Raw genomic sequence first — 12,862 nt, 5'->3', positions numbered from 1 at the left:
TCGCCTCATGCATGTCGCCCGAAAGTGTGCAGCGGTTTCGGGAAACGAGATGCATCCAAACAAGAACGTAAAGCGCGTTGCGTGAATCCGTTTTCAAGCAACGCGTTTTAGATCATCTCGAGCGGTCGCTTGCGCGATGGTGGCGGGAAGGCGGCGTCGAGCGCCGTCCTGTCTTCGACCGTCAGGCGGATGTCGAGGGCGGCAAGGTTTTCGCGAATCCGGTCCGGGCGGCCGGTCTTCGGGATGGCGATGACGTCCGGCGTTGCCAGAACGAAGGCCAGCGCGATCTGCGCCGGGGTCGCGCCATGGGCTGCGGCCACACGGTTGACCGCGGCATTGCCCAGCAGGCGGCCTTCGTCCAGAGGCGAATAGGCCATGACCGGAATGCGCTTCTCGGCGCACCAGGGTAGGAGATCGAAGGCGATCCCGCGGCGCGACAGGTTGTAGAGAACCTGGTTGGTCGCCACCTGGCCCGGTGCGTGTTGCTCGATCTCCTCCATGTCGTCGACATCGAAGTTTGAAACGCCCCAGGCGCGGATTTTTCCGGCTTGCTGCAGGCGCTCGAACGCCTCCAGCGTCTCCGAGAGCGGTGTCCCGCCCCGCCAGTGGAGGAGGTAAAGGTCGATATGATCGGTCTTCAACCGCTTCAAGCTGTCGTCGCAGGCCCGCAATGTCCGGGCCGTCGACGCGTTCGAGGGCAGGACCTTGCTGACGACGAAGGCCTCGTCGCGGCGACCTTGGATGGCCTCACCCACGACCCGCTCGGCCCCCCCATCTGCGTACATCTCGGCGGTATCGATCAGCGTCAGGCCGAGGTCGAGGCCGAGCCGAAGGCTCGAGACCTCGTCCGCTCGTGCGCTGGAAGCCTCGCCCATGTGCCATGTGCCCTGGCCCAGAACGGGAACCGTCGCTCCGTTGGGAAATGTGGTGGTGGTCCGTGTCGTGCGCATGGCGGCCTCTCCTGTGGTGAGGGGAGATATAGGCGTCGCTCGGCCGGCCGGAAGAGGGGTCAGGGAAGGGCGGGACGTGCACCGGCCCGACGGGCGACGAAGCGGGCCAAGGGCGGTCCCATGGCCATGACGATCAGCAGACGTGCGGTCTGGAGCGCCATGACGAAGGAAATGTCGACATTGCTGGAGGCCGCGATGATGGCGATCGAATCCATCCCGCCGGGGCTGGTGGCGAGATAGGCCGTCAGCGGATCGATTCCGGTTGTCCTGGTCAGAACGAAGGCGAGCCCGCCCGAAATACCCATCAACACCAGAATGGAGGCGACCGTGGGCAGGAGCACGCGACGGGCATGGGCGAGAACTGGGCGCGTGAAGCCGAGACCGATGTTCCAGCCGAGCGCGGCATAGCTGATCGCGAGCAGCCATTCCGGGAGATGGATGTGGATGCTGCCGGTCACGCTCAGCAGGCCGCCGATCAGGAAGGGCACGAGAAGGACACCCGCGGGAATGCGAAGATACCAGCCGAGCATGCCGCCGAAGATGGCGACAAAAAGCGTCTGGGCGAAGGACAGCGCTGCGATCGGCGCGAACCAGACGATCGCTGTGGTCGCGCCCTCCAGCCCTGCCCAGTAGCGGGCGACGAGAGCGGCGGCCGCGGCGACGAACACCACCCGCAGATACTGCATGAAGGCCACGAGCCGGACATCGGCGCCATACGCCTCCGCCATCACCATCATCGTCGTGGCGGCTCCGGCCGAGCACCCCCAGATGGCGGTCGTGCCGGGAAGGACGTTCAACCGCGTAATCAGATAGCCGCTGAGTGTGCTCATGGTGATGACGCAGACGACGATGCCGAGGAACAGCGGCCAGTTGCCGAGGAAGGTGCCGACGATGTCGGCCGTGATGGAGCCCGCGATCATCGTGCCGATGAGCGTCTGGCACGACAGGACGAACGCACGATGAAGGCGGATCGTGCTGCCGTTCAGGCCGAGGATGCCGCCGGCGACCATCGGCCCCATCAGGAGGGCCGCGGGAATGCCCAGGGCTTCCAGGCCGCTGGCAAGGGCAAGCGACAGGACGAGCAGCAGGAGCCACTGGAGGCTGCGGGATCGCCGGCCGAGACCGGTTGTTGCAGGGCTTGACGGTGAGATCATGGGGCGGCTCGATTTCTGGCCATTCTCATTCCGGATCTCCGTCCGGAACACGCGATGTCGGTGCGGATCCTGCAGCCTCAACAATCACACGATCCGGCACGGAGCTGTGCGACGAACGGGATTGCCGGGACCTTGGATATGACGCGTGCGGCCTGCAGGAGGGCGGACGTCGGCGGATGCTTTCCCCGGGGTTAGTGCTACCGGGCTGCGGAAGTCAAGCTCGCGTCCTGCGCGGATTGAAATTCCGCCCGCATTCACCGGCATCCACGCGCGCTGCCGCTTGCGCATGCCGGGAAAGCGCACCGGCGGGCTTGCACTTCGGCGCCGAATCCTGCCACGTCGCTGCATGGAATTTGCCCCCCAGCAGGATGAAGCGCTGAAGGCCGTCAGCCAGTGGCTGAAAGCCGGACGCAAGCCGTTGTTCCGCTTGTTCGGCTATGCCGGTACCGGCAAGACGACGCTTGCCCGCCACTTCGCCGAGCATGTCGATGGCGAAGTCCTGTTTGCAGCCTTCACCGGCAAGGCCGCCCAGGTGCTGCGCTCGAAGGGGGCCTCCAATGCCAAGACGATCCATTCCCTGATCTACCGTCCGCGGGGCGAGGAAGAGGTTTCCGACGAGGAAACCGGCAAGACGTCGGTGTCGCCGATGTTTTCGATCAACCGCCAGAGCCCGGTTGCGAAAGCGGCGCTGATCATCGTCGACGAATGCTCGATGGTCGACGAGGCGCTGGGCAAGGACCTGATGAGCTTCGGCACGCCGATCCTCGTTCTCGGCGATCCCGGTCAGTTGCCGCCCGTGACGGGTGGGGGCTATTTCACGAACGACGCGCCCGATTACCTTCTGACCGACATTCACCGGCAGGCCCGCGACAACCCGATCATCAAGCTTGCCATGCAGGTGCGCGAGGGCAAGGAGATCATGTTCGGCGACTACGGAACGGCAAAGATCATCCCGAAATCCGAGGTGACGCAGGATCTGGTGCTGAAGGCCGATCAGGTCCTGGTCGGAACCAACAAGACGCGGCGGCGCTACAATACGCGGCTGCGCGAACTCAAGGGGTTTTCGACAGAGTATCCGCAATCCGGCGACAAGCTCGTGTGCCTGCGCAACGACCCCGCAAAAGGCCTTCTCAACGGATCCCTTTGGCAGGTGATGACCTCCTCGAAGGAAACCGTGAAGCCGGGAATCAATCTGATGATCCGTCCCGAGGACGACGATCTCGATCGGGGCGCGGCCAAGATCAAGCTGCTCAAGACGGCGTTCGAGGATGTCGAAGGTGAAATCCCCTGGACGACACGCAAGCGTTACGACGAGTTCGACTACGGATATGCGCTGACCGTGCACAAGGCGCAGGGGTCGCAGTGGAACGATGTCGTCCTGTTCGACGAGAGCTGGGCGTTTCGCGACACACGCGAACGCTGGCTTTACACGGCCATTACGCGGGCGGCGGAAACCCTGACGATCGTTCGCTGATCCGGGTGCGCCGATCGGCTGGCCCGGTTATCGACACGTCCGGAAACGCCCACGCGATGTATGCGATCGCTAAGGGTGAACGTTGCGCTTCAACTCGCTGGCGCTGATGATGAACTCACCCTCCGTCTTTCGCTTGCCGAGAAGCTTCTCCTGGCAGATGCGGGCTTCCTTGAGGGCTTCCCGGCTCTTTTCCCGGCGATAGGTGTCCGTGACCAGCATGCACTGCATGAGCGGGCTCGATATGCCCTTGTCGACGGCATAGTGGAAGAGGTCGCCATTCGTCGCCAGCGTCCTTGCGGCGACGCCGAGGCTTTCGAACAGAAGGTCGAAATCGTTCGAGAGATTCTGGTTGTCGATCCATATCTGCGACACGATCTCACCCGTCGCGTCGCTCGATACGGTGACCCTCGTCTGCTCATCGGTTTCGGCAGGCGCGATCGAAATGGTGAAGGACAGGGCGCTCTTTGATGGCGGCTGCCCGGCGAGCACGTCGGGCAAGGGACCCGGCGTGATCACCGTATAGTAATCCATCGCTGCACGGATCTGTCGGGCAAGCCGGGCCGCGTGATCGTCGTTGCCAACGGCCTCGATCGCCACGCGCGGGACCTCGATGTCCGCGGCATCCCTTGAGAGCGACAGGCGCGCCTGGACCTGCGGACTGACGCCAAGCGCCGTCGAGCTCAGAGGTGCGAAGAGGAGCAGGGGGAGCAGCGAGATCATCGCGACGGGTGTCGCGAGCGGCGCGGGCAGCCAGCTCGGCCTCACCCGCTTCACGATCGGGCTTCGAGACGTCAGAGGCGCAGCGGCGATCGCCGGTTCCGGTTCGGCCTCGATCGGGAGGTGGTCGCTCGTCAACGCCGTGTCTTCCGGGAAGGCTGCATCCGGGGTGGGCTCGGCGAGCGCCATCGGCGCCACTGCCTCGAGCGGTTCGACCTCGTGGACGACATCAGCCTCAAAGCTTTGAGGCGCGGGCTCGTGCGCAGGGGCACTGGCCGGACGATGCACGTAGACAGGGGCGTAACCGCCCTTGGGGATCTCGATTTGCCAGACGGCCTCGCGCCCCTCGGTTTCATAGAAGGCGGTCAGAAGCTTGCGCAGCTTGCCTGCATGCACCCGGACCAGGGGGTCGCTATCGGCATTGAAGGCGTCCGGACGGCGGAACACGTCGACAGCGATCGTATAGCCCTTCAGCTGCATGGACTGACCGGCCAGATCCTTGTTCACGACATAGGAGAGAAATGCGCGAAGGCGCTCGGATCGCGCGAAAACGGTGCTGGCCAGAACATCGGCAAGCGCGGAGCGGATTTCCGTATCGGTTGGTCTCTCCAACGGCTTCAAAACACTCTGCCTCCTTCCGCTCTCATCCAGTCACCGAGCAATCCTCTTTTGGACGCACCGGTATCGTTACAGTCTCAGAAACGCCCTGGTTCACGTCGGTGCTTGTCGTTTTGATCCGCGCGATGCGGCACGAACCGCATCGATACGTCACTTTACCAGACCTGCACGAAAATGCTCTTCAAAATTGCGTAAATTATCGCTGACTCTTCAGTGGCACGGGACGCCTGTGATCCCATATCCGCAAGAGCGACGCGACTCGATGCCCTCACGGCGCAGCCGGCAAACCCATTGTTGGTTCTCTCCATCGTTCTAGCAAGACCTGATATCATTCGCGTTTAAAAATGATATCGTTTACTTACTAATAATGAAGAAATAAACCTTTTGCGTACCTTTCCGATGCCATTCTGGTGCGGCTACGGACATCGAGAGGATGCAGTGCGCCTGGGGTTCGGCAGTCTCCGGTTGCGGTTTGCGCGCTTCGGCAGGTGCCCGGGCCGGCGAGCCGTCCCGTTGCCGCCTCTGGATCGCCGTCCGGGGGAATGCTAGAGATGGCCCGTCGCCTCCGGGCGCTGTCTTCGTGTTCTGTCCCGATGTCTCCGGTCTTCCAAGGTGTCACATGCCCGCCAAGCTTTCGGTCAACCTCAATGCGATCGCCATGCTGCGAAACCGCCGCGATCTTCCGTGGCCGTCGGTGGTCGGGATCGGCAAGCAGGCGCTTGAGGCCGGGGCACACGGATTGACCGTTCATCCGCGTCCGGACCAGCGGCACATCCGGTTCTCGGATCTCGGTCCCCTGCGCACGCTGATCGACCAGATGTTTCCAAAGGCCGAGTTCAATATGGAAGGCTATCCCAATGCCGAGTTTCTCGGGCTGGTCGAGCGCCACCGGCCCGAACAGGTCACGCTGGTTCCCGACGATCCGGCGCAGGCCACGTCCGACCACGGCTGGGATTTCCGGGCAAACCGGGCGCTTCTGACGGATGTCATCGCCCGGCTCAAAAATCTGGGGCTTCGTGTCTCGCTGTTTGCCGACGGTGACGGCGATCGCGAGGCGCTGGACATCGCTCGGGCGACCGGGGCTGACCGTATCGAGCTCTATACCGGGCCCTATGGCGGATGTTACGGCGCGCCGGATCGTGCGGCCGTCATCGCGCGCGAACTCGGGCGCACTGCGGAAATCGCGCGTGATCTCGGGCTTGGGGTCAATGCAGGCCATGATCTGACCGTCGAGAATCTGCCGCTCCTCGCCGAACACATTCCCCATCTCGATGAGGTCTCCATCGGGCATGGCCTGACGGCCGACGCCTTGGAATATGGCATGACGGAAACCGTGCGCCGGTTCCGCCGCGCCTGCGGCGAGACCGTCGCCTGACCGCAGACCCGTCGCGGTGACGCCGGAGTGCGCCTAGCCGGCGAGCGCCGCCTTGTTTTCCTCGAGGAACGCGCGGAGCGTCTTTGACGGCCGGCCCGTCAGTGTCTCCACCGAATCGGTCACGATCCCGATATGGCCGAGACGGGCGTTCGTGTCGAAAGAGACGAATGTCGGGATGAGGAAGGCGGGAACGCCGGCTGCCTCCATTCCGCCTGCCAATTGCGCGTCGGTGAGGTTCAGCACGGCAAGCGGCTTGCCCGTGACGTCGCTCACGAGCGCGGCGATCTCTGCCGTCGTATAGGCGACCGGGCCGGTGAGGGTCAGCGTGACGTTGTCCGTTTCATCGCCAAGAAGGGCTGCGGCGGTCGCCTCGGCAAGATCCGCGCGTGCGACATAGGAGGTCTTGCCGTCACCGGCCGACGTGAACCACGTGCCCGACTGCAGCGCGTTCGGGACGGACAGAAACAGGTTTTCCATGTACCAGCTGTTGCGCAGGATCGTGTAGGCGAGGCCGGACGCCTTGATCGCTGCCTCGGTGCCGAGATGATCCGGCGCAAAGGTCACAGCCGAGACGTCGGCGTTCGGGAGAGAGGTGTAGAACACCCTGTTCACACCAGCCTTTTGGGCAGCGGCCACGGCATTGCGGTGTTGTGCCAGGCGCTGGCCGGGAACCGCGAGCGCGTCGGTGGAAATGATGAGCGCCTTGTCGATGCCGTCGAAGGCGGCATCGAGCGTGGAAGCATCATCGAAGTCCGCCCTGCGGAGCGTCACGCCTTTTTCGGCATAGGACGCGAGTTTGCCGGGATCCCGGCTGGCCGCGACGATGTCGGCCGGGGCCAGCTTGCCCGACGCGAGGAGGGCGTCCAGGACGAGACGGCCGAACTTGCCGGCGGCACCGGTGATGAGGATTTTGGACATGGGCTTCCTTCTCCAGATGATAGCTCAGGAATGACAGGCTCCGCATTGCAGCGTGAACCGAGGCAAGGTATGGTCTCGAAAAGAGACTTCCTCTTCATTCTCTACTGAGCCGCATCTGTAAAGGCGGCAGTTTTTTCGCCTATAGGCACGTAAAGGGAACCGCCCTGTGAACACGAATGTCCGCAAGACCCGAGGTGAAAGCGCGATCATGATCGGTGGCGTCGTGTTCACGCCGGGCAATTGCCCCATGCGCGACGTGCTCGGCAATATCGCGGGCAAGTGGACGACCCTGATGATTCACGCGCTCAGCGATGGTCCGAAGCGGTTTTCTGCCCTCAAGCGCACCATTCCGGATATTTCGCAGCGCATGCTCACGCAGACACTGCGCGACCTCCAGCGCGACGGCTATATCGCCCGCACCGTCTATCCGACCAATCCGCCGAGCGTCGACTACGCTTTGACGGATCTCGGTCGGTCTTTCCTCACGGTTCTCCTCCCGCTGGTGGAGTGGTCGACCCTGCACCACGGGACGATCCGGACCTCGCGGGAGGTGTTCGACGCCGCGAGCTGACGCTGACGGCTCAGGCTGCCTTGCGGCAGCCGGTCTGCGTCATTTCGGTCCCGTCGAGCGCGAAGGCCACGGCAGCGCCGGCATGAAGGGCCGTCGAATCGAAGCCCGGAAGCGAAAGCGTGTCCGGGTCGAGAATGAGGCAGATCTCGGTGCAGCCGAGGATGACAGCGTCGGCGCCGTTCGCCTTGGCCTCGGCGATGACGGCATGCAGAGCGGTGCGCGAGGCATCGTGAACGTGTCCGGCGCACAGCTCCTTGAAAATGACGTCATGGACGAGCGTCCGATCCTCGGGCGAGGGGACCATGACCTCGATCCCGTGGCCGGCCATGCGATCGGCGTAGAAACCGTGTTCCATCGTGTAGCGCGTGGCGAGCAGCAGGGGCCGGCGGATCCCTGCGGCGGACATCGCCTTGGCCGTTTCGTCGATGATGTTGATGAGCGGGATACCGATGGCGGCCTGCACCTCTTCCGCGACCAGATGCATCGTGTTCGTGCAGATCAGCACGCAATCGGCGCCGGCAGCTTCCAGCGCACGCGCGACATCCGAAAGGCGCTTCGCGGCATCGGCCCAGCGACCGGCCATCTGCAGGTCGACGATCGACTGGAAGTCGACGGAGTGCAGCAGCACCTCGGCCGAGTGCAGACCTCCGAGGTGACGCCGAACCGCCTCGTTGACCATGCGATAGTAGACCGCCGAGCTTTCGAAACTCATTCCCCCGATAAGACCGATCTTGCGCATGTTGTCCGTGCCCCTGATGCCGTGATGACGACCATGATGCGGCGGAACGGGCGGCATGTGCTTGCATTCCACGGCTCTTGACAGCCGTCACGCAGGAAAAATTTGCGCCATGACGAGCTCTTATGCAATAAATCCGCGTGAGGTGATCGGGAGACGCGTGATGCTGGATGATCGTGACCGGAAATTGCTCGGGCTGCTGCAGGAAAATGCGGACCAGTCGGTCACGGTCCTGGCCGAACGGATCAGCCTGTCGCTTTCGGCCTGCTCGCGCCGGATCCAGCGGCTGGAGGAGGCAGGCTATATCGCGCGTCGTATCGCGGTTCTCGACCGCGATCGAATCGGCGTGCCGACGACGGTGTTCGCGCTGATCAAGACGACTCAGCATTCCGACGAATGGATCGACAGTTTTCGCCGGATCATCCGTGATATCCCCGAGATCGTGGAGGTGCACCGGCTGACCGGCAATTACGACTACATCCTGAAGATCGTCCTGCCGCGCGTCGAACACTACGATGTCATCTACAAGCAGATCGTCCGCAAGACGGAACTCTTCGATGTCTCCGCGTCCATCTCGATGGAGGTTCTGAAAAGCGGAGCCGCCTTTCCGGTCGACTACGCCGTCTAATCCTCCGACCAAACCGTCAGGGTCCATCGGCCTGGCACCCGGCTGACGTGGCCGGAGATCCGACTGTCACAACCTCGCTCCCAACCCTGATTTTTTTTGCCCGTGCCGCTTGACCACCCGCCCTTCTTCCGCTTAGAAAGAACCGTACCGTACGGTACTATTTTGGAGGTTTGTCGTCGTGTCGTCCTTGTCCACCCAGCCGGAATTTTCGCCGCGCCAGAACGCCGTTCTGGACAGCGCGCTCCGGTTGCTGGTTGACGGCGGCGAGCGGGCACTGACCACCGCCGGCGTCGCACGGGCGGCGAACTGCTCCAAGGAAAGCCTTTACAAGTGGTTCGGCGATCGCGACGGCATTCTGTCGGCGATGATCGGATACCAGGCCAGCAAGGTTCGCACGCTGGAAGAGCGGGCGGAAACACTGACGGGCGACAGCCTGCGTGCGCATCTGGTGGTTTTCGCACGCGATCTGCTCGACGTGCTCAGCGGCGACGTGTCGCTGGCCCTCAACCGCCTTGCGATTGGCCAGGCGAGCCGCGACGGCGCGCAGCTCGGGCAGATGCTGCAGGAGCGCGGGCGCCGCCAGATCGGCAAGCGTGCCGGAGGGTTGCTCGACGCCGGACGCAGGGCAGGGCTCCTGCGGTTCGACAATGGCGAAGAGGCCTACGGCACGCTCTACGGGCTCATCGTCACCGATCTGCATCTTCGCATGCTGCTCGGCGAGGACGTGAAGCTGACACAACAGGATTTCAGCCGCAGGGCGGAGCGGGCGGTCGACGCCTTCCTTGATCTCTACGGTACGAAAAGACAGATGGCCAAGCCCTGAAGGCGGCCGGGATTCAACAAGGGAAGGACACACTCCATGCGCGTCTATTACGATCGTGATGCCGATCTCAATCTCATCAAGTCCAAGAACGTCGTCATCGTCGGCTACGGCAGCCAGGGCCGCGCCCACGCGCTGAACCTGAAGGACAGCGGCGCCTCGAACGTCGTGATCGCGCTGAAGGCGGGATCCCCGACGATCAAGAAGGCCGAAGCCGACGGCTTCAAGGTCATGACCGTCGCCGAAGCCGCCAAGTGGGGCGACCTGCTGATGATGGCGACCCCGGACGAACTCCAGGCCGACATCTACAAGGCCGACATCGCCGGCAACATCCGCGACGGTGCCGCCATCGCCTTTGCACATGGTCTCAACGTGCATTTCGGCCTGATCGAGCCGAAGGATACGCTCGACGTCGTCATGATCGCGCCCAAGGGCCCGGGCCATACGGTGCGCGGCGAGTACCAGAAGGGCGGCGGCGTTCCCTGCCTCGTGGCGGTCGAGAAGGACGCGTCGGGCAATGCGCTCGATCTCGCGCTGTCCTACGCTTGCGGCGTTGGCGGCGGTCGTTCGGGCATCATCGAGACGAACTTCAAGGAAGAGTGCGAAACCGACCTCTTCGGCGAACAGGTCGTTCTCTGCGGTGGCCTGGTCGAGCTCATCCGCGCCGGCTTCGAAACGCTGGTCGAAGGCGGCTATGCGCCGGAAATGGCCTATTTCGAGTGCCTGCACGAAGTGAAGCTCATCGTCGATCTGATCTATGAAGGCGGCATCGCCAACATGAACTACTCGATCTCCAACACGGCAGAGTGGGGCGAATACGTCACGGGTCCGCGGATCATTACAGAAGAGACCAAGGCCGAGATGAAGCGTGTCCTCAAGGACATCCAGACCGGCAAGTTCACCTCGGACTGGATGCAGGAATACCGGTCCGGCGCGGCCCGCTTCAAGGGTATCCGTCGCGTCAACGACAGCCACCAGATCGAAGAAGTCGGTGCGAAGCTGCGCGGCATGATGCCGTGGATCGCCAAGAACCAGCTGGTCGACAAGGCCCGCAACTGAGCGTCTCCGTCCTCGGAAACGTCGATGCCGGGCGGTTGCGCCCGGCATTTTCGTTTGCTCCGCCAGACGCGGGCGCACGCTGCTTTTGCAATGCAAGAAAGATTGTGCTTTGCAAAACATGTGATTGAAGGTTGCATGATCGCGCCGTTCGGCGCACACTCTCTCCGTCTCGTTCCACATCGAGGAGGATAGTGTGATGACGACCGTGATGGAGTATTTCGCCTGGTTCGACTTTGCGATTCTCTGCGCCATCGGTGCGCTGATCGCCTGCAGCCTGACCTCGGGCAGCGCCTGAGAGGCCATTGGCAGAACGGATTTCGGTCGTGGCCGGAAGATCGTTTTCTTACAGCCTAACACGCCGGGCATGCGTGCCCGGTGGTTCAGGTCGCAAGCATCTGTGACCTCATCGGCAGGGTCTCCGCAACGCTTCTCCCCACAACCGGCCTTCTCTTTCGCCCGCAGCCTTGGCAGCCGACTTTTTCTGCTGATTTAGGTCAGTATTGTTGACTTATTCCACCTGCCGTGATGTGGTTCGGCAAAAGCATCATCGAGGAAATATCCATGCTGGACTGGGAATCCATTTTCGCAACGCGCTCGAGCCGTATGCGCGCGTCGGAAATCCGCGAACTTCTGAAGCTGCTCGATCGTCCCGACATTATCTCGTTTGCGGGCGGTATTCCGGACCCGGCGCTGTTTCCGGACGCGGAATTCAAGGCTGCCTATGCCGACATCTTTTCCGGCCCCTCGGTCGGCGCTGCGCTCCAGTACTCGGTGAGCGAAGGCTATCTGCCCTTGCGCGAATGGTTGGTCGGCGAGATGGCGAAGATCGGCATTCCCTGCGAGGCCGAGAACATCCTCATCACCTCCGGGTCCCAGCAGGCGCTCGACTATCTGGGCAAGCTGTTCCTGTCTCCCAACGATACGGCCCTCGTGACGTGGCCGACCTATCTCGGTGCGCTGCAGGCCTTCAATGCCTACGAGCCGAACTACGATCAGCTGACTCCCGGCGGCAACCGGACACCGGCGGCCTACCAGGAAACGGCGGCGAAAGCCGGCGGCCGCGTCAAGTTTGCCTATCTCTCGGCGGACTTCTCCAATCCGACGGGTGAGACCGTGACGCGCAGCCAGCGCGAGGCGCTGATCGACATGGCCGACGAGATGGATATCGCCATCATCGAGGACGGTGCCTATCAGTCGCTCCGGTTCAACGGCGATGCGATCCCGCCGATCCTCGCGCTCGAGATCGCCCGCAAGGGTGCGATCAACGAGACGCGCACGATCTACAGCGGTTCTTTCTCGAAGACGCTGGCCCCCGGCCTGCGTGTCGGCTTCGTCGTCGCCGCCATGCCGGTCATCCGCAAGCTGGTCCTGATGAAGCAGGCGGCCGACCTACATTCCTCGACGATCAACCAGATGGCGATCTGCCATGTGGCCGAGCGCGGCTTCGACCGGCAGGTCGACAAGATCCGCTCCGTCTACAGCCAGCGCCGCGATGCGATGCTGAACGCGCTGCAGACCCACATGCCCGACGGCGTCTCCTGGACGCGCCCGGAAGGCGGCATGTTCGTCTGGCTGACCCTGCCGGTGGGCATGGAAGGGGCCGCCCTTCTGGCGAAGTCGCTGGTGACGGCCAAGGTTGCGTTCGTGCCCGGCAAGGCATTCTTCGCCGACGGATCGGGCGCCAACACGCTGCGCGTCAGCTTCTCCTGCGCCAATGAAACGATGATCGAGGAAGGCATATCGCGTCTTGCCACGCTCATCCGTGGCGAGATGCTCGACAAGGTTGCCTGATCGGCTCCCGCACCTGATCGCTTGCCACACCTGATCGTTTGCAAGCCTTGC

At 63.0% G+C, this 12,862-nt stretch carries 12 protein-coding genes; 7 read left to right on the top strand and 5 right to left on the bottom strand.

Features of this window, described 5'->3' with window-relative positions; translation table 11 throughout:
* Window positions 1-107: 107 nt before the first annotated feature.
* Window positions 108-950: an aldo/keto reductase gene (locus ASG03_RS16665; protein WP_062694615.1), complete on the bottom strand. Its 843-nt coding sequence runs from the start codon at window positions 948-950 to the stop codon at window positions 108-110.
* 59 nt (window positions 951-1,009) lie between these two features.
* Window positions 1,010-2,104: an AbrB family transcriptional regulator gene (locus tag ASG03_RS16660; RefSeq protein ID WP_062694613.1), complete on the bottom strand. Its 1,095-nt coding sequence runs from the start codon at window positions 2,102-2,104 to the stop codon at window positions 1,010-1,012.
* A gap of 346 nt (window positions 2,105-2,450) precedes the next feature.
* Here ASG03_RS16660 and ASG03_RS16655 point away from each other — a divergent pair, with 346 nt between their 5' ends.
* Entirely contained in the window at window positions 2,451-3,578 is a 1,128-nt protein-coding gene (locus ASG03_RS16655; RefSeq protein WP_062474078.1) for an ATP-dependent DNA helicase, read from the top strand.
* 69 nt (window positions 3,579-3,647) lie between these two features.
* Here the strand turns inward: ASG03_RS16655 and ASG03_RS16650 are convergent, their stop codons facing one another.
* Window positions 3,648-4,916 carry a hypothetical protein gene (locus ASG03_RS16650; RefSeq protein WP_156381856.1) on the bottom strand — a complete coding sequence of 423 codons (1,269 nt, stop codon included), beginning with the start codon at window positions 4,914-4,916 and terminating at the stop codon, window positions 3,648-3,650.
* A gap of 616 nt (window positions 4,917-5,532) precedes the next feature.
* Here ASG03_RS16650 and ASG03_RS16645 point away from each other — a divergent pair.
* Window positions 5,533-6,288 (top strand): pyridoxine 5'-phosphate synthase, encoded by a 756-nt coding sequence (locus ASG03_RS16645; protein ID WP_062474074.1) that lies wholly within the window; start codon window positions 5,533-5,535, stop codon window positions 6,286-6,288.
* Window positions 6,289-6,321: 33 nt separating this feature from the next.
* Here ASG03_RS16645 and ASG03_RS16640 read toward each other — a convergent pair whose 3' ends face one another.
* A complete protein-coding gene (locus ASG03_RS16640; protein WP_062694609.1) occupies window positions 6,322-7,206 on the bottom strand; it encodes an SDR family oxidoreductase in 885 nt (294 codons plus the stop codon).
* Between the two features lie 208 nt (window positions 7,207-7,414).
* Here ASG03_RS16640 and ASG03_RS16635 point away from each other — a divergent pair, with 208 nt between their 5' ends.
* Window positions 7,415-7,777 (top strand): winged helix-turn-helix transcriptional regulator, encoded by a 363-nt coding sequence (locus tag ASG03_RS16635; protein ID WP_062695265.1) that lies wholly within the window; start codon window positions 7,415-7,417, stop codon window positions 7,775-7,777.
* Between the two features lie 10 nt (window positions 7,778-7,787).
* On the opposite strand, the gene ASG03_RS16630 is transcribed toward ASG03_RS16635, so the two are convergent.
* The gene (locus ASG03_RS16630; RefSeq protein WP_062695262.1) at window positions 7,788-8,516 is read right to left on the bottom strand and encodes an aspartate/glutamate racemase family protein; all 729 of its coding nucleotides are present in this window, start codon (window positions 8,514-8,516) and stop codon (window positions 7,788-7,790) included.
* A 160-nt stretch (window positions 8,517-8,676) separates the two neighbouring features.
* On the opposite strand from ASG03_RS16630, the gene ASG03_RS16625 reads away from it, so the two are divergent.
* From ASG03_RS16625 to ASG03_RS16610, 4 genes are all read left to right on the top strand, one after another.
* Window positions 8,677-9,141: an Lrp/AsnC family transcriptional regulator gene (locus ASG03_RS16625; RefSeq protein WP_062474070.1), complete on the top strand. Its 465-nt coding sequence runs from the start codon at window positions 8,677-8,679 to the stop codon at window positions 9,139-9,141.
* 178 nt (window positions 9,142-9,319) lie between these two features.
* Window positions 9,320-9,964 carry a TetR/AcrR family transcriptional regulator C-terminal domain-containing protein gene (locus ASG03_RS16620; RefSeq protein WP_062694607.1) on the top strand — a complete coding sequence of 215 codons (645 nt, stop codon included), beginning with the start codon at window positions 9,320-9,322 and terminating at the stop codon, window positions 9,962-9,964.
* Between the two features lie 36 nt (window positions 9,965-10,000).
* Window positions 10,001-11,020 carry a ketol-acid reductoisomerase gene (ilvC, locus tag ASG03_RS16615; protein ID WP_062474066.1) on the top strand — a complete coding sequence of 340 codons (1,020 nt, stop codon included), beginning with the start codon at window positions 10,001-10,003 and terminating at the stop codon, window positions 11,018-11,020.
* A gap of 561 nt (window positions 11,021-11,581) precedes the next feature.
* Entirely contained in the window at window positions 11,582-12,811 is a 1,230-nt protein-coding gene (locus ASG03_RS16610) for an aminotransferase-like domain-containing protein (protein ID WP_062474064.1), read from the top strand.
* Window positions 12,812-12,862 lie beyond the last annotated feature (51 nt).

Origin of the sequence: Rhizobium sp. Leaf341, from assembly GCF_001424325.1 — a bacterium.
Lineage (GTDB): Bacteria > Pseudomonadota > Alphaproteobacteria > Rhizobiales > Rhizobiaceae > Ferranicluibacter.
The sequence above is the reverse complement of the archived record's forward strand: the minus strand, read 5'-3'. Positions and strand labels throughout refer to the sequence as shown.

What these genes read in the sequence shown, in the direction of transcription:
- ASG03_RS16665 (WP_062694615.1), bottom strand. Translation starts at nt 950, where the DNA reads ATGCGCACGACACGGACCACCACCACATTTCCCAACGGAGCGACGGTT.
- ASG03_RS16660 (WP_062694613.1), bottom strand. Translation starts at nt 2,104, where the DNA reads ATGATCTCACCGTCAAGCCCTGCAACAACCGGTCTCGGCCGGCGATCC.
- ASG03_RS16655 (WP_062474078.1), top strand. Translation starts at nt 2,451, where the DNA reads ATGGAATTTGCCCCCCAGCAGGATGAAGCGCTGAAGGCCGTCAGCCAG.
- ASG03_RS16645 (WP_062474074.1), top strand. Translation starts at nt 5,533, where the DNA reads ATGCCCGCCAAGCTTTCGGTCAACCTCAATGCGATCGCCATGCTGCGA.
- ASG03_RS16640 (WP_062694609.1), bottom strand. Translation starts at nt 7,206, where the DNA reads ATGTCCAAAATCCTCATCACCGGTGCCGCCGGCAAGTTCGGCCGTCTC.
- ASG03_RS16635 (WP_062695265.1), top strand. Translation starts at nt 7,415, where the DNA reads ATGATCGGTGGCGTCGTGTTCACGCCGGGCAATTGCCCCATGCGCGAC.
- ASG03_RS16630 (WP_062695262.1), bottom strand. Translation starts at nt 8,516, where the DNA reads ATGCGCAAGATCGGTCTTATCGGGGGAATGAGTTTCGAAAGCTCGGCG.
- ASG03_RS16625 (WP_062474070.1), top strand. Translation starts at nt 8,677, where the DNA reads ATGCTGGATGATCGTGACCGGAAATTGCTCGGGCTGCTGCAGGAAAAT.
- ilvC (WP_062474066.1), top strand. Translation starts at nt 10,001, where the DNA reads ATGCGCGTCTATTACGATCGTGATGCCGATCTCAATCTCATCAAGTCC.
- ASG03_RS16610 (WP_062474064.1), top strand. Translation starts at nt 11,582, where the DNA reads ATGCTGGACTGGGAATCCATTTTCGCAACGCGCTCGAGCCGTATGCGC.